Origin of the sequence: Xanthomonas hydrangeae (assembly GCF_032697525.1) — a bacterium.
GTDB classification, from domain to species: Bacteria; Pseudomonadota; Gammaproteobacteria; order Xanthomonadales; family Xanthomonadaceae; genus Xanthomonas; species Xanthomonas hydrangeae.
This window is the reverse complement of the sequence record NZ_CP103836.1, coordinates 1,834,044-1,855,486: the sequence shown is the minus strand read 5'-3', so window position 1 is coordinate 1,855,486 and position 21,443 is coordinate 1,834,044. Positions and strand designations below refer to the sequence as shown.

At 57.1% G+C, this 21,443-nt stretch carries 26 protein-coding genes and 1 pseudogene; 21 read left to right on the top strand and 6 right to left on the bottom strand.

Annotated elements, in window-relative coordinates; all coding sequences use genetic code 11:
* The first annotated feature begins 25 nt into the window (after positions 1-25).
* The 11 genes and pseudogenes from NYR97_RS07680 to NYR97_RS07630 all read left to right on the top strand — a co-directional run bounded on the left by NYR97_RS07680 (position 26) and on the right by NYR97_RS07630 (position 11,255).
* Positions 26-1,309 (top strand): HEPN domain-containing protein, encoded by a 1,284-nt coding sequence (locus NYR97_RS07680; RefSeq protein WP_316697376.1) that lies wholly within the window; start codon positions 26-28, stop codon positions 1,307-1,309.
* A gap of 131 nt (positions 1,310-1,440) precedes the next feature.
* A pseudogene (locus NYR97_RS07675) lies at positions 1,441-1,622 on the top strand (IS3 family transposase); the annotation flags it as partial.
* 245 nt (positions 1,623-1,867) lie between these two features.
* Positions 1,868-3,670, top strand: coding sequence for a P-loop NTPase fold protein (locus NYR97_RS07670; RefSeq protein WP_316697375.1), 1,803 nt, complete (start codon positions 1,868-1,870; stop codon positions 3,668-3,670).
* Between the two features lie 397 nt (positions 3,671-4,067).
* Entirely contained in the window at positions 4,068-4,418 is a 351-nt protein-coding gene (locus tag NYR97_RS07665) for a SymE family type I addiction module toxin (protein WP_316697373.1), read from the top strand.
* A 110-nt stretch (positions 4,419-4,528) separates the two neighbouring features.
* Positions 4,529-4,753 carry a hypothetical protein gene (locus tag NYR97_RS07660; protein WP_316697372.1) on the top strand — a complete coding sequence of 75 codons (225 nt, stop codon included), beginning with the start codon at positions 4,529-4,531 and terminating at the stop codon, positions 4,751-4,753.
* A gap of 222 nt (positions 4,754-4,975) precedes the next feature.
* Positions 4,976-5,347, top strand: coding sequence for a hypothetical protein (locus NYR97_RS07655; RefSeq protein WP_316697371.1), 372 nt, complete (start codon positions 4,976-4,978; stop codon positions 5,345-5,347).
* Positions 5,348-6,000: 653 nt separating this feature from the next.
* Positions 6,001-6,351 (top strand): SymE family type I addiction module toxin, encoded by a 351-nt coding sequence (locus NYR97_RS07650; protein ID WP_316697370.1) that lies wholly within the window; start codon positions 6,001-6,003, stop codon positions 6,349-6,351.
* A 111-nt stretch (positions 6,352-6,462) separates the two neighbouring features.
* Entirely contained in the window at positions 6,463-6,690 is a 228-nt protein-coding gene (locus NYR97_RS07645) for a hypothetical protein (protein ID WP_168960095.1), read from the top strand.
* A gap of 172 nt (positions 6,691-6,862) precedes the next feature.
* A complete protein-coding gene (locus tag NYR97_RS07640) occupies positions 6,863-7,525 on the top strand; it encodes an imm11 family protein (protein WP_316697368.1) in 663 nt (220 codons plus the stop codon).
* 193 nt (positions 7,526-7,718) lie between these two features.
* A complete protein-coding gene (locus tag NYR97_RS07635) occupies positions 7,719-8,378 on the top strand; it encodes an imm11 family protein (RefSeq protein ID WP_316698084.1) in 660 nt (219 codons plus the stop codon).
* A 42-nt stretch (positions 8,379-8,420) separates the two neighbouring features.
* Positions 8,421-11,255: an XVIPCD domain-containing protein gene (locus NYR97_RS07630; RefSeq protein ID WP_316697367.1), complete on the top strand. Its 2,835-nt coding sequence runs from the start codon at positions 8,421-8,423 to the stop codon at positions 11,253-11,255.
* Between the two features lie 308 nt (positions 11,256-11,563).
* Here NYR97_RS07630 and NYR97_RS07625 read toward each other — a convergent pair whose 3' ends face one another.
* Genes NYR97_RS07625 through NYR97_RS07615 form a run of 3 tightly spaced genes read right to left on the bottom strand, consistent with a single transcriptional unit; the run spans position 11,564 to position 13,053 of the window.
* Complete coding sequence (locus NYR97_RS07625) at positions 11,564-12,265, bottom strand: hypothetical protein (RefSeq protein WP_316697366.1); 702 nt, start codon at positions 12,263-12,265, stop codon at positions 11,564-11,566.
* 21 nt (positions 12,266-12,286) lie between these two features.
* Positions 12,287-12,484, bottom strand: a complete 198-nt coding sequence (locus NYR97_RS07620) for a hypothetical protein (protein ID WP_316697365.1) — start codon at positions 12,482-12,484, stop codon at positions 12,287-12,289.
* A 14-nt stretch (positions 12,485-12,498) separates the two neighbouring features.
* A complete protein-coding gene (locus tag NYR97_RS07615; RefSeq protein ID WP_316697364.1) occupies positions 12,499-13,053 on the bottom strand; it encodes a hypothetical protein in 555 nt (184 codons plus the stop codon).
* Between the two features lie 147 nt (positions 13,054-13,200).
* On the opposite strand from NYR97_RS07615, the gene NYR97_RS07610 reads away from it, so the two are divergent.
* Entirely contained in the window at positions 13,201-13,578 is a 378-nt protein-coding gene (locus NYR97_RS07610; RefSeq protein WP_316697363.1) for a SymE family type I addiction module toxin, read from the top strand.
* Positions 13,579-13,911: 333 nt separating this feature from the next.
* Positions 13,912-14,376: an RNA polymerase sigma factor gene (locus NYR97_RS07605; protein ID WP_316697362.1), complete on the top strand. Its 465-nt coding sequence runs from the start codon at positions 13,912-13,914 to the stop codon at positions 14,374-14,376.
* 135 nt (positions 14,377-14,511) lie between these two features.
* Here the strand turns inward: NYR97_RS07605 and NYR97_RS07600 are convergent, their stop codons facing one another.
* Entirely contained in the window at positions 14,512-14,817 is a 306-nt protein-coding gene (locus NYR97_RS07600; protein ID WP_316697361.1) for a hypothetical protein, read from the bottom strand.
* 104 nt (positions 14,818-14,921) lie between these two features.
* Positions 14,922-15,209 carry a hypothetical protein gene (locus tag NYR97_RS07595; RefSeq protein WP_316697360.1) on the bottom strand — a complete coding sequence of 96 codons (288 nt, stop codon included), beginning with the start codon at positions 15,207-15,209 and terminating at the stop codon, positions 14,922-14,924.
* Positions 15,210-15,396: 187 nt separating this feature from the next.
* Between NYR97_RS07595 and NYR97_RS07590 the strand changes: the two genes are divergently transcribed.
* Positions 15,397-15,756: a hypothetical protein gene (locus NYR97_RS07590; protein WP_316697359.1), complete on the top strand. Its 360-nt coding sequence runs from the start codon at positions 15,397-15,399 to the stop codon at positions 15,754-15,756.
* Positions 15,757-16,051: 295 nt separating this feature from the next.
* Positions 16,052-16,276 carry a hypothetical protein gene (locus tag NYR97_RS07585; protein WP_316697357.1) on the top strand — a complete coding sequence of 75 codons (225 nt, stop codon included), beginning with the start codon at positions 16,052-16,054 and terminating at the stop codon, positions 16,274-16,276.
* 367 nt (positions 16,277-16,643) lie between these two features.
* Here NYR97_RS07585 and NYR97_RS07580 read toward each other — a convergent pair whose 3' ends face one another.
* A complete protein-coding gene (locus NYR97_RS07580) occupies positions 16,644-16,889 on the bottom strand; it encodes a hypothetical protein (RefSeq protein WP_172454355.1) in 246 nt (81 codons plus the stop codon).
* A gap of 361 nt (positions 16,890-17,250) precedes the next feature.
* Here NYR97_RS07580 and NYR97_RS07575 point away from each other — a divergent pair, with 361 nt between their 5' ends.
* The 6 genes from NYR97_RS07575 (at position 17,251) to NYR97_RS07550 (ending at position 20,968) form a co-directional block, all read left to right on the top strand.
* Entirely contained in the window at positions 17,251-17,820 is a 570-nt protein-coding gene (locus NYR97_RS07575) for a hypothetical protein (protein ID WP_316697355.1), read from the top strand.
* Between the two features lie 541 nt (positions 17,821-18,361).
* Positions 18,362-18,769, top strand: coding sequence for a DUF4262 domain-containing protein (locus tag NYR97_RS07570; protein WP_316697353.1), 408 nt, complete (start codon positions 18,362-18,364; stop codon positions 18,767-18,769).
* 93 nt (positions 18,770-18,862) lie between these two features.
* Entirely contained in the window at positions 18,863-19,420 is a 558-nt protein-coding gene (locus tag NYR97_RS07565; protein ID WP_316697351.1) for a hypothetical protein, read from the top strand.
* Positions 19,421-19,462: 42 nt separating this feature from the next.
* Complete coding sequence (locus NYR97_RS07560; protein ID WP_316697349.1) at positions 19,463-19,888, top strand: hypothetical protein; 426 nt, start codon at positions 19,463-19,465, stop codon at positions 19,886-19,888.
* Between the two features lie 63 nt (positions 19,889-19,951).
* A complete protein-coding gene (locus NYR97_RS07555) occupies positions 19,952-20,311 on the top strand; it encodes a hypothetical protein (RefSeq protein ID WP_316697348.1) in 360 nt (119 codons plus the stop codon).
* A 219-nt stretch (positions 20,312-20,530) separates the two neighbouring features.
* Positions 20,531-20,968 (top strand): hypothetical protein, encoded by a 438-nt coding sequence (locus NYR97_RS07550; RefSeq protein WP_316697346.1) that lies wholly within the window; start codon positions 20,531-20,533, stop codon positions 20,966-20,968.
* Positions 20,969-21,443: the final 475 nt, after the last annotated feature.

Genomic DNA, 21,443 nt, shown 5'->3' with positions numbered 1-21,443 from the left:
GGGTTAAAATTCCTTTGGAAAGATCATGATTGTCGAGTATTTGGTCACGTTCTCGGACAAGGACAACTTCTGTCGCACGGTTGACGCTTTCCACAATCTAGTTAGAACGATCGATGGTGTATCTCTTTCTAATTCTGTACTGCAATTTAAATCTGTAAAGTTTGGATACGACGTCCAGGGTGGAGATATCTCAGCAGATAAGCATCGTTTCTACCATGTCCGGCTCACAGCACCTACCGGATTTGAGATCTCTGTACTTGAAGAGCTGCTCAAGTCTGTTCGCTCAGTTCTCGCAAAAACAAGTGGAAGGCCGGTTTTTACTCTTTGGGATGGGCTTGGTAAGCACTATGCTCATGAAGCCTATGGTCGCCTTCATGATCTAGAAAATACTCTGCGTAAGCTTATAACCAAGTTCATGTTGACAAACGTCGGTCAATCATGGGTTCAAGACAGTGTCCCCAAAGAGGTTTCTGAATCCATTCGGACCAAGAGCAAAGCCAGTGCACACGACTATCTTTACGAAGTTGACTTCATTCAGTTATCCAATTTTCTTTTCAAGGACTACGCAACAACTGATGTTCAAAGCATGATCGACATGATTAGATCAGCGCAAAGCTCCGATCAAGTTGACTTAGAAGAAATGAAGAATGTCGTGCCTCGATCTAATTGGGATAGATATTTCTCTGGTCTAGTCAATTGTGAGAGCGAATATCTTAGAAATCGCTGGGAGAAGCTTTACGAAAAGCGAAATCAAGTTGCTCATAACAGACCTGTTAGTAAATTTGATTTGCAGGAGATCATCACGCTCTCCGGAGAAGTACTTCCAAAGCTGCAACAAGCAATCGAATCGTTGGACAAGGTGACAGTTTCAGAGAAAGAAAAAGAGAGCGTCTCCGAGAACGTTGCAGCTAGCAAAGACGACAGTTACCTGGATTTCTTAACATCTTGGAACAAGCTAAACAATCAGATGATTCTTACGGCTAACGTCGCTGCGCATGGAGACGCTGCGTTCCGTGAAAAGATAAAGACAATGCAGAGTAGCTTCCGCGCACTATTGAATTACCTAGGCAAGAGGCACCACATCCTTTCACGCGAGGATAGGCGCGAGATCCTAGAAACACAGAAATTAAGAAATATCATTGTTCATTATCCGAACGTCATAGTTCCCGCAGAAGTCATGGCCAGGGGGGCTGCCGTCAGCCAAGTCCAAGCTGCAAAGCTACGAGACGCGCTGTACAACATCGAACGAGGCGAATTAGATCTTCAGCCAAGATCGGAACCCGAGCAAGATAATGAAGATGACGTCTAGAAATCCAAGAACAACCAAGTCCGAAAATAACGTGGCCAGGTTCACTTAATAGTGAACCTGGCCACGTTCCCTCATCTCGTTCCCATAAAGCATGAAGAGGCGCGGTAATGCCACAGGATAGCCGTGACCGAAGCTTCTTTGGTGCGCTGAAGAAGGGGCGGGTAACACGACGCATCTAACCGAACCGGGAGACGGCGAACTCTGACGTATTCGATTACATCGAGATGTTCTACAACCCGATCCGAGGACACTGTTCCGCTGTGAAATTTAACCGGTAGAGTGCGAGTGGCGCTACGCGCGGAGAAAATTCTAAGTGTCTACGAAATACCGGTTAGTTCAGATGCGGGCGTCGGCAAGTCGGCTTTGGGTCGCCATCCTCCGGAAGCAGAAGCAAGCTGAGTCGGTTCGCCTATTAGCATCACGCACTGAACTTCCGCGGCTGAGATATAAAATTGGAAAGGTCGATTGCCAGCCGGACTAGCAAGAGATTCGCGCACTAGAAATCAGCAGGGTGCGCTCATAAGTAACCGATTAAGCAAACAGGAGTTCAGGGGATAGATGAAAGACCGCAACTTTCACATTAAAGAATACCTCTATTATTATCTTTCGCTGCCAAAATCGCCGGGATTCGCTGTTCTGTTGGATGGCCCTTGGGGGATTGGTAAGACCTTTGTGATCAAGAAATTCCTTGGCGAAATGAACAAGGAAACGATGCCGTACATCTATGTCAGTCTCTACGGCATCAGATCGGTGGATGACATTGACGATGCCATCCTTCAGTCCATGTATCCCGTCCTTGCGAAGAAGGGAGTTGCCCTTAGCGGCCGCGCACTCAAGTCGATCGGTAAGTACTTCAACGTGGAACTGGATCTGAAAGCGAAGGACTTTATCAGTAAGACCAAGGCTGACGTTTACGTTTTCGACGATCTGGAGCGATGCGAGATGCCTATCAACACTGTTATGGGCTACATCAACGTTTTCGTTGAGCAAGAGGGCCGAAAGGTCATCCTAATCGCGAATCAAGCGGAGATTGAAGAGCCAAAGTACCGGCGCATTCGTGAGAAGCTCGTTGGCAGGACTTTCGAAATCCAGTCCTCACTCGAACAGGCCCTGGAGGGATTCTTCGACTCGGTCAAAGATGAGGCTGCGAGAAACTTCATCTACTCAAATTCTCCCGTCATCTCGGAGGTCTATCATCAATCTGAGATGAATAACCTGAGAGTTCTGCACCAAACCATCTTGGACTTCGAGCGAATATATATCGGTCTGGAAGAGAGGCATCGGAAGAACGCCGACGCTATGTCAGCACTTTTGGCCCTTATGTTTGCACTTTCCTTCGAGGTCAAGGCTGGACGGCTAACTGCAGATGATATGAAGAATCGTCGGACGCGCATTATGGGTTCGTATATACGACGCAAGGAGAAAGATTATGTCCCACCTAAGATTGTCGCAGTAAAAGAGCGGTATCCCCTCGCCTGGATTGATGCAGACGTTATCTCGGACGAGACGCTAGTCAATCTGATCGTAAAAGGAGTAATAGATCGACAGGGGATCTGCAATGAGCTTGATAAAAGTTCTTTCTTCTTAACGGCTGAGCAGGAGCCCGCCTGGCGTACCGTCTGGAACTGGAACGAACGAACGGAGGAAGAAGTCAATGCGGCGCTCGCCGAAATGACGCGGGCATTTTTTGCGCACGAGTATGTCATTCCGGGGGAAATCTTACATGTCTTCGGAATTCAAATCAGGCTATCGAAGATCGGTGCGATTCCCGTGAGTCTTGCGCAAGTCGTTACCGACGCAAAGATCTACGCGGACTACTTATACGCACATGGACTGCTGGAGCCCATTGAGTCTCATCACAACGAGTTTAATACCGATTTCCAAAGCTACGGAGGACTGGGGTTCGTGGAAGACTCGTCCGCGGAGTTTAAGGATCTCACCCAGTATTTGAACGAGAAGCGCCGCACCGCTGCAGTCGACCGTCGTCCAGCTGTCGCCAAGGATCTGCTCAAGGTGATGCTGCACAACCCCAGTCAGTTCCTCCGCCGGATTGCCTTGACCAATCACGAGGACAACGATTTTTACAACATCCCGATTCTGGCTTCCTTGGACGTACGTGAGTTCGTAGACGCATTTCTCGGACTTCATCCGGCAAAACAGAGGACAGCGATGTTGGCACTCAGCGCACGATATCAAAATGGCATGATTGAGCGCTATCTAGAGGACGAGAGGCATTGGGCAACGGACGTCAGGGATCAGCTACTGGCAGCCAGTGAGACTATGTCCCCCATGTCGCGAGACCGATTGCAGCGACTCGTTGCCTATGGTCTTGATGATGCCCTCGGACTCACAGAAATTTGAAGAACGGGGTCAGGTTCACTTAGGAAGCCAACCTGACCCCGTTTTGGAATAAGGAGGCAGATTCATTTTCATGCCTCATCTGAAACGGCGACAAACTTGTTGGCTCCTGATTGATGCTTTTCCACCCAAACCAGTTGACATCCCAACAAACCCGCAGCAATCTCTGCCACAAGGAGCGTAGAAACTCCTCACAGAGCGGTACCCACCTCCGTCAAACCGGTGGGTTTTTTGTGCCTGCAGCGTCTTGCGGGCGCAACCGACGCGATCCCTGCGTCGGGAGGGCGGCTAATACAACACCCTTCGGGGAAATACGCCCGCCGGCTCTGTGCGGTTTCTAACCTCCCGACATCCCGTCGCCACCCGGCGGCGGGGCCTGTTCGTCAAGGAGGGCTTTGCCATGCGTCGACCCACGTCCCGTCCCACATCCGCACGCAAGCGCGCCACGGAGCCGCCACCCACCGAGATCGGCTGGCACTCGCTCGACCCCTCGATCAAGCCACGGCCCTACGTCGAGCGCACGCCCATCCCCCAACCCCGCACCGAAGCCCGCCCCCCACGCCCCGGCCACCCGCGTGCCCCGCACCACTGCACCGTCGGCTACGGCTACTACCCCGCCAGCGACCAGCGCATTCCCACGCTACGCCTACGCGGCCGCTGGCTGGAACAACTGGGCTTCACCATCGGCAGCAAACTCCACATACGCCTGCGCGATGGCGAGCTGGTCGTCAGCGTGGCACCTACGGACTAACCAGGTGCGCCGCGTACGCGCAGCACGCACCCGCACGCCCCGCGCTGAGCGCAACGCGCCAATCGCCACAGCGTGCGCGCTCCCCGCTGACCGCGCAGAGGAGAACACAGATGGAGCACCCCGCCGTCGTCTTGCATCTCACGCTGGACCAACGCGACCAGCTCGACCGCCTGCTACGCACCCTCATCGCTCATGGCGACGTGATCGCCATGAGCAAACCGGAGTGCCTGGAGGCGCAGACCCTGCCCACGCTCGGGCAAGCCATCTTCGATGGCGCCTATGCCGTGCGCGAAATCTTTGACCGTTGCATGGAGCACAGCTGCGGCGCCCCATAGAAGCACCTGGCAATAATCGGCGAGCCCGAAATCGGATCTCGATAAGGCCGTGGCCGTGCTGCGGGTCGGGTATTGGCTACAGAGGCGTGGAGCGATTGACGGCCGTCAATCAGTCGGTGAGGATCATGCATGCCGCACTGCTGCGGTCCACTCGTAGTCAGGGCGATGAAAAGGTCAGTTAGTCGATTGGATAAGGCGTCAAAGGTCATTGCATGGTGCTGCGTGCTTCTCACTGCCGCATTCACGGCTACGACCATTGAATGGCGCGTATTTGCTGGTACAGACAACTGGTGGGCTGCACTTGCTGCATTTGTGACTACAGCGTTGATTGGAGCAGCTCCATACGCCATCTATTTGGTATTCGTACCGGCATCGAAGGCGGGTCCGACGCTGAGGATGATCGTGTTGTGCTTTCTTGTCGCTCTTTCAGTCGTACCAAACGTGTGGTGGGCTGTAAAAGATGTCCGCACCGGCGGTTGGAATTTTTTCATCGTTCCGACATTTCAGGTGTTCTATCTTCTCGTGATAGTGCCTTTTGTTATTGTGCTGATACACGCTCTTCGTCGGATACGGGAGCGTGCGCATGACGCCTAATTCTTCACTCGAGCCGACGCTGCCGAGCAAAACCATCTTCAATGCCCATGCGGTGCACGATACCGCGGAGCAGCGAGCGGTGTAGGGCGGCAAACCGCAGCATCGCAGTTGATGCCGCGTCGCGATTCCGTTTAATTCAGGCATCAGGGCTAAAGATATGAATCCACACAGCTTTGTTAATGCGCTAAAGACCGAATGTGCGGATGTCGCCGTTCATGATTGCTTGGAACTTCTCAAAGCCCCGCCGGGTCGCAGGTCCGCTCAATCTCTCGTTGGTTTGTCAGTTTGGTATCGTGGTCTTGATTCTGCCGACCAAGCCAACGTTGCCGCTGCATTACGAATGGCAGCTGATGCAACACTGTTCGGGGTCTTATCCGTTATCGACGGTGTTCGCACTATCGAAGACCAGCCAACCAAGTCTGAGTTCAGGCTGACAGCCACATGCAATGGTTCAACATCAATTATCTCGCCTGGGCCGGAAGACCTTCATGATCTTCTCCAGAAATAACGGGGTCAGGCTCACTTAATAAGTCAACCTGACCCCGTTCCCTAGTCTTCGGGGAAATACGCCCGCCGGCTACGTGCGGTTTCTAACCTCCCGACATCCCGTCGCCACCCGGCGGCGGGGCCTGTTCGTCAAGGAGGGCTTTGCCATGCGTCGCCCCCCATCCCGTCCCACATCAGCACGCAAGCGCGCCACGGTACCACCGCCCACCGAGGTCGTCTGGCGCTCGCTCGACCCCTCGATCAAGCCGCGGCCCTACGTCGAGCGCACCCCCATCCCCCAACCCCGCACCGAAGCCCGCCCCCCACGCCCCGGCCACCCGCGTGCCCCGCACCACTGCACCGTCGGCTACGGCTACTACCCCGCCAGCGACCAACGCGTGCCCACCTTGCGCCTACGCGGCCGCTGGCTGGAACAACTGGGCTTCACCATCGGCAGCAAGCTCCACATCCGCCTGCGCGATGGCGAGCTGGTTGTCAGCGTGGCACCTACGGACTAACCAGGTGCGCAGCGCACGTGCAGCACGCACCCGCACGCCCCGCGCCGAGCGCAACGCGCCAATCGCCACACCATGCGCGCTCCCCGCTCACCGCGCAGAGGAGGGACACAGATGGAGCACCCCGCCGTCGTCTTGCATCTCACGCTGGACCAACGCGACCAGCTCGACCGCCTGCTACGCACCCTCATCGCTCATGGCGACGTCATCGCCATGAGCAAACCGGAGTGCCTGGAGGCGCAGACGCTGCCAACGTTGGGACAAGCCATCTTCGATGCCGCCCATGCCGTGCGCGAGATGCTTGAGCAGCGGGTGGAGCAAAGGCGGGGCGAGCCACAATGAAAACAGGCTTTTGTTACAGAAGTTAATTTGATGCCGGCGTTAACCAAGATTTTCATACGCCAGTTCGGCCCCTCAAGGAGGTTTTTCGAGTAATCCACTGATAGTCCGCTCGTTGCTCTAGAATCGCTTGGCAAAGTGATAAGCCGAGATGCACAACGCAACCGCATCCACGATGGAAGCCGCCATGAACGACCAGATTGCAATTCCCGTCACGATTCCAAGCGTTTCCCACAAGGGTGAGTTCTTTGTTCTCGAGCCGAGCCTCTGGGGCAATGGGAAGGTGCCAGGCATAGAGATTGCGAACGAGAAAAAGCTTAGGCTCCCTGGAAGCTTCATCGTTGAGCCGCCCAATGGCGATCCAGGGCAATATCCGGAAAAGCCCCATTTGATCCATGTACCAGCGTTGGGTGGCATGCCCCGCGATTTTGAAAACCTGTTCGGCATCTGGATTGTTTCGGAAGCATTGAAGCGTGTGTTCGAATCCATCGACCCCAAGGGTTTCGCGTTCGCAGCTTGTGACTTCACGCTTGCCGATGGCTCGCCTGGACCTCAGCGCTACTTATGCGACGTTGTGCGTTCGCTTGATGCACTTGATGAAGATGCGTCACGGGTCAAGATCAAATACGAAAGAGATCATCAATCCGGCGAAGATATAAAGTTTTACAGCGCGTCCGGTGGAGCAAGCCTTGCCTTTAAGCATGAAGTGGTCGGGGCTGCTCATGTTTTCCGGCAGCTTCGACTCGGGACTGACGCTATCTGCGACCGTGTGTTGGCTGACGCGTTGAATGCTACGAATCTGGATGGTGTTAAGATTCGCGACGCCGCAGATTTATAGTTCTTCCCAGCGTTATCCATGGATTGCGTAGCGCGAGCATCAGCATGATCTACATGCTCTTTTGTAACATCATGATCTCATTGAGAAAACGGCTTAGAAAGATTACTTTACTGGTTCACAGACCGGTTGCTTGTAGCTCTAAAATCGCCTGGCTAGGTAATTAGCCGAAATGCGTAATCCACCCGCGTTCAAGATGGAAGTCGCCATGAACCAGACTGCAATTCCCGTTACGATTCCAAGCGTTACTCACAAGGGCAAGTTCTTTGTTCTCCGGCCGAGCTTCTGGGGCAACGGTCAGAGTTCTGGCTTAGAGATTGCCAACAAGAAACAGCTTCGGCTTCCCGGAACCTTCATGATTGAGCCGCCCAATGGCGATCCAAATCAATACCCAGAAAAGCCTCATCTGATCCATGTGCCGGAACTTGGCGGAATGCCGCGGGATTTCGAAAAACTGGCAGGCCAATGGATCGTCTCCGAGGCGTTGAAGCATGTCTTTGAGGCTGTGGATCCACAGGGTTTAGCTTTTTCGGCCTGCGACTTTACGCTCGCAGACGGTTCCCCCGGGCCTCAACGTTATTTTTGCGGTGTGCTGCGGTCGCTTGACGCGCTCGATGAGGCTGAGTCACGGGTCAAGATCGAGTACGAACGGGACCATCAAACTGGAGAGGACCTTAAGTTCTACAGCGTTGCCGGTGGCGCGAGCCTGGTTTTCAAGCAAGAAGTCGTTGGCAATGGCCATATCTTCCGCCAGCCCCGGCTCGGGATCGACGCTATTTGCGACCGGACCTTAGCCGATGCATTGGAGGCTGCGAATCTCGACGGTATTCAGGTGCGTGACGCTGCGGAATTCTGATTTCCTTCGATCTTCCATGGATTTTTGAGCGGGAGCACTAGCATGGCCGACACGCCTGTCTTCCAGGGGCATCACGTTATCGAGCAGGGCGCCTATCGCCGCAGCGAACTGCTGCAAGCCTTGTCGGAACGCAAACTGTTCGATCTCCATGGCCCGCACAACATGCTCAACCTGCCGGCCGATCCAGCGCTAGCTGCCAAAATGGGATTGTCACCGCACCCCGGTGGGCCGCTAGGGGCCTACACAGAGGAACTCGCGAACGCTCTGGAGCGGCTGGAGATTTCACCCGACGGCCAAGCGACCTTGCGAGGCGACCAAGCCGCAGCGCAGCGCATCGCCGCCCGGGTCAATGGTCTGACTGACACGCTCAAGGTGGGGCTGGTCAACGGCGATCTTGTGACTAACGCGCCGCAGGGTATGACACCGGAGCAGGCGAATGCGCGGATTCGGGAGTTTCACGGCGACCTTGCCGAATACCGGCAAAGCCATGCTGCCCAAATCGCCGAAATGGGAAAGATGTCAGCAGCAGAAGCGCGCTGGGCGGGGGTGACGCAATCGGAGGGCAACATCAAACTTGCGCTGGATGCGGCCGATCAGCCGGGCGCCTCCACGCTGAGTGAGAGATGGGGCGGGCGGCCGTCTCTTGGCACGGCGATCGCTGAGGCAAACCAGGCGGGTCACTTGCCCCTTTCAGACCCGCTTGCAGCGCGGTTGCGCGTTGCCTTTCCCCATGAGATGCCACCGATCATTGCGCGGCCGCCAGTTGTTCCCCGGATGCCGGGTGTCCCAGGCGAGGGCGGCATTGTTGCGGGCGAAGGCGCCGCAGCAGAAGCAGCTGGATTGCGAGGACCCGGCGCCCGTGTTGCCGGTGCTGCGGGCGTGGCGCTCATGGCTTACGACTTCGCCGTCACTGGCCATCGTGTGGTCCAACTGCAGACGGCGGGCAACGAGACAGCGGCCCAATCGGCGGCCACCCACTTCGTTGGCCGCAATGCCGGTGGTATCGCTGGCGGCTTCCTGCTTGGTGCTGGTTACGGCGCCGCCACCGGCTCATGGACGGGGCCGGGAGCGTTGGCCACCGGTTTGGTTGGCGGCGTGGCCGGCGTCTATCTTGGCGAACGCTGGGCCGAGCAGCAGGACATCAAGCGGATCTACACGCAGCCAGACGGCAGCGGCAACGAGTGGACACGCAATCCGGAAGACGCGCAAGGCGCATGGACACGCACGGTGCGTGCTCCAACGCCAAACGGCGGTTATCAAGAGACACGTTTGCTTGCCTCCGGCCGCTTGGTCGACGAGCTGAATTACCGCGCTGCCAATGACTCGTACTCGCTCGGCTTGGGGAGCCCGCCGAAGCCGCAAGACCCATACCGCCTTGATGCCAGCGCCGAAACCCGGCCACCGCGCGAACCGTTCGAAACGGGGCGCGACTACGTACGTGATGCCCAGACAGGGCGGTGGCAAGTTGAAATCCGGGAGAACATCGACGGCAAGATACCTGTGACGCGCAACGCACCGGTCAGCCCTGAGCGTGCGACCGAGTTGGATCGGCAATCGCAAACCGTGATCGCGCAGAACGCGGCCAACACACCAGAGGCGACTGCAGCGCGCTATCAGATTGCCTACAACCAGTTTGGCTGGAACGAGTTCACCTCCCGCGAACCGGTGCCACCCGTCATTGCCAATGCCCGGGCACAACCGCAGTCACTGCAGGCCTCCGACGGCAACGCTTACACCCGTGATGCCAGTGGCGAATGGAGCACGCCAGGAACGTTTTACGGAACGAACCAAGCGACGGGCAACACGCGCGAGGAATTGAACCGGACGTTGCAGAGTCAGCAGGCCGGGCTTCAAGACATGGCGTCGATGGCGGAAGTAGCACGCACCCATCCCACGCCGACACAAAGCGACTTGCGCAGCCAGGTAGCCGGTGTCTACGCCCGTGCCGGCATTACACGCACCGACGAGCAGATCGACGCGGCGACCTCGGCGGTCGCACAAGACCATGCGCGTGATACTGGCCCAACGATGCCGTTCTTCCTGCAGCTGCAGAAAGACGGCTCGATCGCCACGGTGGTCGGCCAAAATGACGACCGCATGGAGATCAGGGCGACCACGACAGCAGCTGAGATATCGCAAGCGCAAGCGCAAACGCAGCAAGCCAGGCCTGCGGAAACTCCCCAATCCAGTGCTCCTACGCAAGCGCCTCAGACACAGCAACCTGCAACGTCGTCGTCGGAAGCACCTTTACCTAGTGCGCCTTCGTCACCAACTGTGCCAGGACAGTCATCCTCGCTGGACGACGGCCAGACACAAGAGCGTGGAGCCTCTACGAGCACGATTGCAGGGCAGGGTGCTGCCCCGGCAATGCAGCTGAGCGCGCGCGCCACTGCATCGCAGGATCCGCCGATTGACGATCAGCCATCTGTAGACCGTCAGAGCGCTGTTGGTCCCAAACCGCAAGACGCCGCGTTGGTGGAGCAGATACGTTTGTCCATCGCCAAGCTCGATGAAAGCGCCAACAAGCCTTGGGACGAGCGAAGCGATCGGATGGTCGCTAGCGCTTACAAGCTGGCGGTAGAAGCGGGATTCAAACCCGGCGACAACGTGGACGTTGCGTTGAACGTGCCCACGGATAAGCTCCCAGGGGGAGTCACGATGTTCGTGATGCGTACCGGCCCTGGAGCCTCTCCGGATCCTTTCGCCAACCGTGCAAATATGCCGACACAAGAAGCAATCACCGCATCGTCGGAACAACAATACCTCGCCGCCAATCAAATACGTGATGCGCAGGAACAGACACGATTGCAAGAGCTCGCGCAAGCGCATGATCGCGGTCCTGATGATCCGAGCAAGAGCGGGCCGAGGATGGTGTGATTAAACTCAGAGCGTGTCAGCTTGATCTCATGTCTCCTGCCTAGTTACATACCGCTCTTGTACTCGTATCTGACGACGTGTCCGGGGCCTTCAACACCCGTTTTGGTCGGCGAGAATCCACATCCGCTCTTGTGCTCGCCGTCAGAGATCATGAAGTACGCATGGCCTGCGGAGGAAGAGTGGCCATGGCCCTTTTCATCGCGCACGGGCGTACCGGGTGCAGCGAGATAGACGGTAACGGTGTAGGGGCCGGGCTCTTTCCTGCCAGGTTGGGCCTGAGCACTGCTATGGGATTGACTGTCCATGTTTTATTTCACGTTGTAGTTGGCGACAAGAAGCTCAAAGCTGAGGTGAGCGATCTGCGGGTTGTCCTGAAGATTGGTCACCTTCAACCGGTATTTCCCGGGAGTCAGGTCCTTGGACTCGGCACTGGCAACCTCATATTCCATATAGGCCATCGACATGTCGTATTTGCCGGCCTTCACCAGGCTGTTGGAATCCGCGCCGACAGCGCCTCTGTAGGGGAAGACGTCACTCTTTGCCTTTTGGTAGCGCGTGCCTTGCCACACTGCCGGCAAATCACGATTCAGCTCGTGAAGCACCACGGGTGTCTCTTTGCCACCACTCTGCTTCCAAAGCTGGACCCTCAAGGGAAGCTTCGCTTCCTCAAGGAAGTCCACATCGCCTGGCTTCAGATCGGGGCGTTTGCGTGGCCCACCAGAACGGAATCCGATCAGAAACGTGCTGGGTTCCGGATCGCCCGTCTCCTGCAGAGGCAGTTCGAAGCGCGCTTCGACCGTCGCGCCGGAGTGGACTAGATCAATCGGCTTGACGACTGGAAAGCCGTCGCCATAAGCCGGAGGTATCTTCCCCCCGCATCCACCGATCAACATTGGCAGTATGACCATCCATGGCTTCAGTACATTTCGCATCTCTTCCTCGTGTTGGTAAAGCATGTCGTCGATAGCGCTGACGACATCCAGAATTAGCCCGTTTACACACTGCAACATGCAGCGGGTTCTGAACTGGCTTCACATAAGCGGGGACTTCGGCGCTTGCCCGCCAACGACGCTGCCATTGACCAGGTGAGCGCCGCTGTTGCTGTTGGGATGGTGCGTGACCAAGCCATCGAAGTTCTCCACACCCTCGTTGTGATAGCCCTTCTCCGCATCCCACTCAAGTTGAATAACGCGATAAGGGACCTGCTGTGTCGCATCCTGTGAGGCCATGTGCCTACTCCTTGTTAGTCCCTAAGGTTGATCGCACGAGCCAGGTGCCAACAGCCCTGGCTTCGTCTGAAAACGTAGGTATCTACTTCGTACTCCATGCCGAAGTTCACACTGCGATCGTCACCGGCCATCGTCTGGATAGAGACCGGGTATCCAACTTTACTTTGACGGCCCGGCTTCATCTCCCCTGGAACGACTCGGTCAAAGACCTTCGCATCCTTGAAGTAACGATAGGGGAAGAGCTCCAGGCGGGAGAGGCCTGTTCGCTTGGAGAAATGCGTAGCGGGTGACGCGTCAGTTTCTTTCTCGACCGTGTGAGTCGGCACCTCATACTCCAGCGGGTCGTCAGTAAAGCTGCGGCGTACGCTGTCGTCGGCAGAATCCGCATAGCGTTGAAGAAACGTGCCGAAATCCTGGGAAGGACAGGAGACAACAGAAGGCTTTGCAGTGTGCTGAATCGGGGGCTCGCGCTGTGACGCGGCGGCCGGTGCAGGTGAGGTACACCCCGCCACTGCGGCGCAAAGCAATCCAGCGAATGCTGCATAGGCCTTTCGGTGATTAACACCCATACCCATCGTTCCTTATGCGCTTTGGCTGTTGGCGATGCAGGCCACCAGAATGGTCCGTCAGGTGAACCCGCTCCGCACGTCTGCCGGGATTCTCGCGAGGGTATCTGACTGCAGGACGTTGTGCGAATCCCACCAAGGCGGCAGGGCTTGTTCGTCAAGGAGAAGCGTTGCCATGCGTCGATAACTTCCCGTCCCACGCCGGCGCGCAAGCGCGCCACGGTGCCGACGTCCACCGAGATCGGCGGGCACATGCTCGAGCCCTCGATCAAGTCGTGGCCCTACCTCGAGCGCACCCCCATCCCCGAGCCCCACACCGAACCCAGCAAGTCACGCCGCCCAGGCCACCCGCGCGCGCCGCAACACTGCACCGTCGGCTATGGCTACTACCCCGACAGCCACCAACGCATTCCCACGCTGCGCCTACGCGGCCGCTGGCTGGAACAACTCGGCTTCACCATCGGCAGCAAACTCCACATCCGCATGCGCAACGGCGAGCTGGTCGTCACCGTGGCACCTGCAGAGTGACCAACCCGCCGCGCCCACGCGCGGAGCGTGCACCCCGCAGTTGGAGAACTCGCATGGTGAATGACACCCTGGCCGGCGCCTTCGGCACATCCCCGCGCTTCGGCAACAACTGGATGCCGCTACCAGTCGAACGCGCAACCAACACCTGCACCGCCTGGCATCGACGCAGCGCCTCAGGCACAACCGCCACTACACGCACGCCGTACGTCGCGCATCCGCGCGTCGCACTTATGCGCGGCTACACCCGCGTACGCCACACCACGCGTTGGCGCGTACGCGACGAGCCAGCAGCGGGCAGCAGGCAGGGCGCGTTTCGACCAGGCCATCGGCCTGTTGCATGCCGACCTGCTCGCCTACATGCGCCGGCGCCTGCGTGACCGCGACACCGCCAACGACCTCACCCAGGAAACGCTGCTCCGCCTGCTGGCCTACCGCGACGCGCCCGACATCGGCGACTACGCACTGCTGATGTACCGCGTTGCCCACAACGTGGTGCTGGAGCATTGGCGCACGAGCCACCGCCGCCACGCCAACGCCCACGTCGTACTGGACCTGATCGCACCACTGGCCGCAGACGGCGCCCACGTCGACCAGATTGCCGCCGCCCGCCGCATCCTGCAGCACCTGCACACCCACACGCTGCCCGCACTACCGCCCAGATGCCGCCAGGCCTTCATCCTCAACCACATCGACGGCCTCACCTACCCGCAAGTGGCCGCAGCCATGGGCATCTCGATCAAGATGGTGGAAAAGCACATCAGCCGCGCCCTGGCCGCGTGCCGGGCCGCTGTGCAGTGATGCGCCCGGGCTGCGTTGCCTGCCGGATGAGAACATCAGGATGCATCCTCGCCGTGTTGAACACGCATGCCGGTGCGCTACGGCCAGCAAACATCGATGCAGATAAAAAACCCTGCCGAGGCAGGGTTCGATGCATCAGTAACCGGATCCATAAGGGTTGACGGCGTCGGCCCTCGATGGTTCGTAGGTTTGCTGTGGTGCTGGCTGGCGATACGTGTTCTGTTCTTTATACGGATCGACAGTGCCAAGTTTTCCGGTGTATGGATTCACGTTCCCACGCGTCGAATAATTGTCGAGCGTTGTGCTGTTGGCCGCACTGCGATAGTGAGGTTGCACATAAGTGCCGTCAGCGCGGTGGTAGCCATTGACACGGGTCTGCGCGCACACTGAAGCGGAGGCGAGTGCCACCACGATCGCCAAAACGATCTTTGCCTTTTTCATGGATGTTTCCTCGTAACGACTTGATGGTTTATGCAGGGCCGCGGAAGACGAACGACGTGAGAGCCGTTTGGCCCGAATGGTGTGGCCAGCTTGGGCCATCGGATTCACTGCGCTCCAGCTCGGTAGTCGGCAACCATTGCCTTGGTCACGTCCTTTGGGTAGCACAACGGCGCGTAGCCACCGCCACGGCTATATGCGCTTCTACCGCCGCAGCTGCTGCCATTGCGTGCCGCGTTGTACGGGCAGGGGCAGTTGCCGGGATAGGCATCGATCGATTGTTGAATCAGCAGCGTCTTGATGTTGGCATCAGACAACGCTGTAGAAGGTCCTTTGGCAATTGCGTGTGGCGCAAATGCCATTGCCAACGCAAGCAAGCAGAACTGCAGTCGCATGGGTTCATCCTAATGGCGCACGTAAGGTGCGCAACAGAGCATGCAAGCCCTGTTCCCGCGTCTTATCGAGTTCGCTCTCACATACGCTATAAAAATGGCTGTGCTCGCTTTCCGCCGTATTCGAACGCCTACACCGCGATCGCCTGAAGGTGGAAGCTAGCGAACTCTTCAAAAGCCAGGACCAAACATGACTTCAGATGACTTTGTTAGCGGGCTGAAGACCCAATGCGCGGATGCAGCCGTTCACGATTGCGTGGAACTTCTTAAAGCCCCGCCGGGCCGTAGGCCCGAACAATCTTTGGTTAGCTTGTCCGTCTGGTATCGCGGTCTCGCTCCTGCCGACAAAGCCAACGTTGTCGCCGCATTGCAAATGGCGGCCGATGCAACGCTGTTCGGCGTCTTGTGCGCTATCGACGGTGTTCGCGCTATCGAGGATCAATCAACCAAGTCCAAGTTCAGACTCACAGCCACATGCAACGGTTCAACGTCACTCATAGCGCCCGGACCCGAAGATCTTCATGCTCTTCTACAGACAGATTCTCTGTAAGAAAAGAAGTGCGCCGCGCATATGCAGCAGACACCGTCTAGCTCTGGCATAGTGCGCCGCAGGTGAGCTGGGCTGTACCTTACACAAGGCGATGAGGCCACAAGAAGTGGGGTCAGGTTAATCTAATGAGTCGACTTGACCTCTCATCCCTTCATGGCGCATCCGTAATGCAAACGTGGTTGCCATTTTTATGCTGGACTCGATATCGTTGAATGATTGACCAAGAGCCTAGAGTGCGGGAATATCGTACAGTAGTAGTCTAATCGCTCACTGCGGATTACAAAGGAATTCATGGATGAATAAGAAGATGCGCCCTTCTCTTGGTGGCCTGATAAATGCTTATAGCAAAATCGGTCTCATATTATTGGCGGTTGCCGCATTGGTTTTTTTGAGGGGCCTAATCAAGGCTCCTTCGCCCAGCGACGAGATCCGGCAGTTGGTTGTCATCGGCCTTGCCGTGATGGGTGTCATCCTGTGCACGCTTGGCATTCTTACGGTCAAGCAGCCTGATGGCAGATAGGCTTTGTCTAACTCTGGCTTTGATAGATGCCCATTGAAAATCTTCTATCAACGCAGCTTGCTATGAAAGTTGGCTTATGCCACCACATTTTAGTGTGCTGAGGTCTCTAATCTGCAGGACATTGACCGGGCCAATGAAAAGCAAGAGAGCGATGGATGAGCAGGCGTTTAGCTGTCGCGCCACGGGACTGGACTAGCTACCAGCGCATCTCGGCTCGGCGGCCAGCTGGCGGTGTCTAGCCCTCACACCACACCGCGCGCGGTCGACATGCTACCCTGACCACCGCCATTCTGGCGAAGACGGAACATCAGGTGACCCAGTCGACACCATTGCAAGCGGTGTCAGGGGCTTTCTCGCTGAGCCACGCTTAACGCAGGTCGCCCAGAGACAAGCACGTCATTTCAATCACTACCAGGGACGTATTCATCATGAAGCTACGTAGCATTGCCACCACTTTCGCATTGGCTGCAGCTTTAAGCCTTGGCTTGAGCGCTCCAGCGCGGGCCCAGGCGGGAGATCCTTGCTCGGTCTTTCTTTGCATGGCCAGCATGACCGCCCCAAGCAAGCCAGGAGGTCCTGCTTGTGCAGCGCCGATCGCCGTCTTCCATTCCATTCAGATATGGAGCCCCGCCTTCAACCCTTCAGCCACGGCGGCGGCACGCCGGGCATATCTGATGACATGCCCAGGCGTGGTCCCAGTGAATCAGGCCACCTTGGAAGCTATCATCGGGCAGTGGGGCTACACGCCTTGACGTAAATTGCCCGCTGACTCAGAAATTTGCTTTTAAGTCAGCGGGAATGCCGCCACGCCCCTGTTTGCCATGCGCATCGCGCAAGGCCTTTCAATACCACTGTGCTTCGACGAGATAGGTGGTGCCTGGCTCCTTTATCTCTCAAGATGATCGTGCGAGTCCGGCGCCAACGGCGCTGGCGATGCCGGAATACAACAGATATGCGTTTGATCTCATCTCCTGGTGTTGCTTCGCGCCGTGGGCGGCGAATTCCAAGACCATGAGCAATTGACGGCAAGCAGCGCCTCGACGACGATCATTCGAGTTAATTCGTCTGGAGCTGCAATGCCGCCTGAAGTACAAGAACTGCAAGACGCCATTACGTCTATCCCTGGCATTACCGATGCAGCGGTGGACAAGGTGGATCTTTCTGATGTCACGGAAAGCGACTTCAGTCTTCTTCCGTATGCCGACCTGCCGCTAGGCGCTTTGAAGCGCACAAAGGGAGGCTTGGACAACGAGCTTGCCATCTCCGTCAACTTTGGTATCACGCGCGATCCGAAAGGCCTCAAGGCACTCGAGTTCATTTCCTGGTGGGTACGCGATTCGGCGCGAGCGGGCGAGCCGATGCAGATCAGGAGCGTTGCGCTTCCACCCATCGGCGATCAGTTTGGCACGTCACTTCGCTTTTGCATCGATTATTTCTACGCTGATCCTGAGCAGGATATCGGCAAGCTATTGTCCAAGGTAGGGAAGTTGGCCGCTGGGCTCAACAGCGCAAAGGGCTTATATCCACAGGTCGTTGCGTCCTGATAATGCAGTCAAGCCAAACCCGCCGCCGCAGATGTCCTCGCGCAGCTGCTGACGCAGCGGGCAAGCGGGATTGCCGAGTGTCACCGCACAGGTAGGGCTGCCTTGCGTTGGTCCTGGCCTGACCTCAAGGCAATCTGAAGACGCTCGCTTCTCCATTCCTTGTGTCGTACGCCACTAATGCCTCTTGGAAGGCATCAGCGCTGCAAACGAGGTCACCCTCACTGCTCCAGATGGCAGACCGCCCCGCTCCTATGAAGGTATCGGCGGGGCCTACACAGTTCGCCATCAAGACAGTCATGGAATGCGTTTTTGCAATCGTCGGATAATGACTGTAGGCCGATGTCACGCCTCTTTCCGACTTGGCCACGCTTGCCAGATACACGCCAGCACCTGACGCTGCAGCTTGTTCTGCATGGCTTGCGTCGTTCCCCTGTGTATCCGGCGGGCTGTGCAGGCGAATCCAGATTGACCTTACTTAACCGCTCGGCGAGGATATTGCCGTACCGCACTTGGGCGGTCGGGTCGCAGTCAGGCGCAAAGCATGGTTCGCAGTGTCGGTGTAGACGAAAGTGAGCGGCAGCTACTTGATGACGTTGCCGAATATGGATGGCATTGCATCCACATCATGGAGGAGGGCGAGCAGGTTGGGTACTCCTTCACCGTTGGCATGTACCAGACGTTTGGGCACCCGGAATTGATCATCCTCGGCTTGTCCTCAAGGGTGTCGCACCAGATCCTCTCGATCGTTGCGGATGCGGCGCAAGCCGGAACACCGTTCGACCTGTCACAACCAACAGATGCCCTCATTAATCACTACTCCTGCTGTTTTGCCGAATTGCCATTGTCGGAGTACTACGAGCATGTAGGTTTTGCCCGCTGGTACTATCAGGGAGACGACTTTCCGCTTTACCAGATTATTTGGCCGTCCAAGTCCGGCCTGTTTCCCTAGTACCCCAGGGCCAGTGCGGAGTTCCGTGCAGCCCAGCCGGTACTTGGCCAGGCCGCAAGTGGCAACTGACAATCCTTCATCCAGGGCCGCTGGGTGGTCGTCGACGTGGCGGATGAAGACTGTCAGGCGATGGATTCGATCACCGATAGCAATTTCCGGCGACCAACGTATCGCCAGGCATTCGCGTTGCCGCATTCCCGTAGCAGGCAGGATCAGGACTGTAGTGTGGCTTCCGAAGATCTGAATGCCCTCTGTAACGAGGCGCGTGGCTTCGCCGAGTACATGCTGCTTGCACATGGCGAGTTCATCCCATTCGGTGTCTTGATGCGCCCAGATGGGACGATTGCTCAGGTTGCTGGTGACCTTGGGTTTGAATGTTCCGTATCTGCGGAGATGGTTGAGCTACTTCAAGCGTCCTTCTCGCAATCTGCCCGTCTTGGCGCCATCCGGGCCGCCTGCATCTGCATGGAGATGTCTGTGGTGCCACCCGGACAGGAGGACAAGACGGATGCAATCTGTACGCGATTGGCGCACGTATCGGGCGAGACAGTCGAGGTCTTCGTACCGCACTCGCGTGATGCGCGTGGGGCGATCCAGCTGGGCCAGCCATTTGCCACGGTCGGCGATGAGTTCACGCTTGTCGAGCGCTAAACTATCCAGGCGTGGCACAGATCTATTCAACGGGTGGGCAGCATGCTGAAAGTCGCCATTCTCATTGCTTGCCTCGCCGTCGCTGCGCCTGCCGTGGCCATCTCATGCGGTGGGCAGCAATCCACGGCGCAGGCCTACTCCTCTGCTCAGCACGTGATCTCTGCGCATGTTGAGAGGAGCTATGCGGCACCCGGTTTTGGTCGTGATGCTGTGCGGCTCGTCGAGCTTCGCGTGCTGAAAGTCTGGAAAGGTCAGCTGAAGCCAGGAGACCGTATCCAGGCAACAGCGGAAGATTCAATCAATTTTTTCGGTGATGGGTTCGTTCCACTCTTGGGATCCGATCTGTTGGTATACGCGAGCGGTTCCCAGCCTCTTATGCTGGGCAGTTGCTCAAGGACCGCACCACTGGAGACCACGCGTGACCTACAGGCGCTGGAGGCGTTATCCAGGCGGTCGCATGGCAGGTAACGTGAGCGGCACTGCCTCCACGGCGACGCCGAGGTGACGCGGGCATTAGGTCCTTTGGAGCATATGATCACTTACCCATCAGAGCCGGAACTTGTTCTCGCCCTCGATCACCACGATGAGTTGGTGCGGCAGTGTGCTGCCGGTGCGTTGTCGTTAGGAGCTTTCTGTGCAGCGTACGATAACTTTTACTGGGCATACGCACTGGACGGGCATGAGTCCGACGCTGCGGGCCAGGCGCTGCTAGGCCGGCTGGCTGCCCGCATAGCTCCACATCGCGCACTGGCCGAGACCGTTCTGGCTAATATCCATCCTGAAACCCCTAAGACTCATGCCAGCTATGGCAAGGCCGGCAGGCTCGGCACCGATGAGGCCATGGTGCGTCTCAAGCTTATCGCTGCTGGCCTCCTTTCTTGGAGAGCCTGAAAATTCATTCAAGCCGAACCCGCTCCGCGACGCGGTTCAATTCAGGAGCTCATCCCTCATGACGTATCTGGCGAAACTTTATGAGGCTTAACACGTCGAACGCGCATTGCATCACTTGGGAATGAGAAGTAAGGATTCACTGGGATCTCTCTGACGACGCATTCATACCGTCGCCACTGTGCGGCGCGACGTACCTCTGATGTCAGGCGCCAAAAATATATGATCGCAATCGAGTTTGAACCACCAAGCGTTTCCTCCTGCGAGTGCTGCGGGAAAGAGACCATTCGCCTCACGCGTTTCGTTACAGATGACGGTAACGCGCACGCTGTTTACTACCTTCAGTACACGCCCGGGCACGAACCGGAGCATATAAGCGGTTTGATCAGCCTCGGCGAGTGGGGTGAATCGGCCTCGCCAGCAGATCGCATTGCATTTCTGTTCCGCCTCTGGGCCACCGAGGGGACATATAACGTGGCACTCACCGATGCCGCAGAGTCGCCATGGTCCAAAGCAACGTTCCTTGGGGCTTTGCTGGACCGGGCCCAGGCACTGAATCACCCGTGGTGCAAGGAGGTGTTTCACATCACGGATCACATCACTAGCCAGGATCTTGAGGCAATTGAATTTCTTGCCGGGAAGCATCAACGGAGCGCCTGACAACTCGCTCAGGTAGGAATTGCCTCGCTGCAGCACTTACGTCCCGGCTATCACACCATGCTCGCCTGTCACCCCCGTCCTCCTACGTCATCGGCGCATCGTAAATAGGGGTGAATCGAGATTTGCTGTACTTGCGGTGAGGAGAGAGCTTTGTCGTCTTCATACAGCAGATTGCAGGTCTCCTGGTAAGCGAAAGGGACGAGGATTTCATGGCTTTCTGCGTCGATTAAGGGCAATAGATAGTTATGGCATACAGACCAAACCCGACTGGTTCCCTGCTTTGGCTCCTTGCACTCGCAGGCGTAGTGGCAGGTTGTGTAGTGCTTGCGACCCATCGGCCGCCCCTGCTTACACCGGGCATCTGTAAGCCGCTACCTGCAGGCATCAAAAAGATGGGGCGAGCGCTTGCTCCTCCAGCGGCAGCGGCGGCGCTAGGTCCGCACAGTCAGGAGGAAGCCGAATTACGAAGCGCCAT

What these genes read in the sequence shown, in the direction of transcription:
- NYR97_RS07680 (WP_316697376.1), top strand. Translation starts at nt 26, where the DNA reads ATGATTGTCGAGTATTTGGTCACGTTCTCGGACAAGGACAACTTCTGT.
- NYR97_RS07670 (WP_316697375.1), top strand. Translation starts at nt 1,868, where the DNA reads ATGAAAGACCGCAACTTTCACATTAAAGAATACCTCTATTATTATCTT.
- NYR97_RS07665 (WP_316697373.1), top strand. Translation starts at nt 4,068, where the DNA reads ATGCGTCGACCCACGTCCCGTCCCACATCCGCACGCAAGCGCGCCACG.
- NYR97_RS07660 (WP_316697372.1), top strand. Translation starts at nt 4,529, where the DNA reads ATGGAGCACCCCGCCGTCGTCTTGCATCTCACGCTGGACCAACGCGAC.
- NYR97_RS07650 (WP_316697370.1), top strand. Translation starts at nt 6,001, where the DNA reads ATGCGTCGCCCCCCATCCCGTCCCACATCAGCACGCAAGCGCGCCACG.
- NYR97_RS07645 (WP_168960095.1), top strand. Translation starts at nt 6,463, where the DNA reads ATGGAGCACCCCGCCGTCGTCTTGCATCTCACGCTGGACCAACGCGAC.
- NYR97_RS07640 (WP_316697368.1), top strand. Translation starts at nt 6,863, where the DNA reads ATGGAAGCCGCCATGAACGACCAGATTGCAATTCCCGTCACGATTCCA.
- NYR97_RS07635 (WP_316698084.1), top strand. Translation starts at nt 7,719, where the DNA reads ATGGAAGTCGCCATGAACCAGACTGCAATTCCCGTTACGATTCCAAGC.
- NYR97_RS07630 (WP_316697367.1), top strand. Translation starts at nt 8,421, where the DNA reads ATGGCCGACACGCCTGTCTTCCAGGGGCATCACGTTATCGAGCAGGGC.
- NYR97_RS07625 (WP_316697366.1), bottom strand. Translation starts at nt 12,265, where the DNA reads ATGTTGCAGTGTGTAAACGGGCTAATTCTGGATGTCGTCAGCGCTATC.
- NYR97_RS07620 (WP_316697365.1), bottom strand. Translation starts at nt 12,484, where the DNA reads ATGGCCTCACAGGATGCGACACAGCAGGTCCCTTATCGCGTTATTCAA.
- NYR97_RS07615 (WP_316697364.1), bottom strand. Translation starts at nt 13,053, where the DNA reads ATGGGTGTTAATCACCGAAAGGCCTATGCAGCATTCGCTGGATTGCTT.
- NYR97_RS07600 (WP_316697361.1), bottom strand. Translation starts at nt 14,817, where the DNA reads ATGAAAAAGGCAAAGATCGTTTTGGCGATCGTGGTGGCACTCGCCTCC.
- NYR97_RS07595 (WP_316697360.1), bottom strand. Translation starts at nt 15,209, where the DNA reads ATGCGACTGCAGTTCTGCTTGCTTGCGTTGGCAATGGCATTTGCGCCA.
- NYR97_RS07590 (WP_316697359.1), top strand. Translation starts at nt 15,397, where the DNA reads ATGACTTCAGATGACTTTGTTAGCGGGCTGAAGACCCAATGCGCGGAT.
- NYR97_RS07585 (WP_316697357.1), top strand. Translation starts at nt 16,052, where the DNA reads ATGAATAAGAAGATGCGCCCTTCTCTTGGTGGCCTGATAAATGCTTAT.
- NYR97_RS07580 (WP_172454355.1), bottom strand. Translation starts at nt 16,889, where the DNA reads ATGGAATGGAAGACGGCGATCGGCGCTGCACAAGCAGGACCTCCTGGC.
- NYR97_RS07570 (WP_316697353.1), top strand. Translation starts at nt 18,362, where the DNA reads ATGGTTCGCAGTGTCGGTGTAGACGAAAGTGAGCGGCAGCTACTTGAT.
- NYR97_RS07560 (WP_316697349.1), top strand. Translation starts at nt 19,463, where the DNA reads ATGCTGAAAGTCGCCATTCTCATTGCTTGCCTCGCCGTCGCTGCGCCT.
- NYR97_RS07555 (WP_316697348.1), top strand. Translation starts at nt 19,952, where the DNA reads ATGATCACTTACCCATCAGAGCCGGAACTTGTTCTCGCCCTCGATCAC.
- NYR97_RS07550 (WP_316697346.1), top strand. Translation starts at nt 20,531, where the DNA reads ATGATCGCAATCGAGTTTGAACCACCAAGCGTTTCCTCCTGCGAGTGC.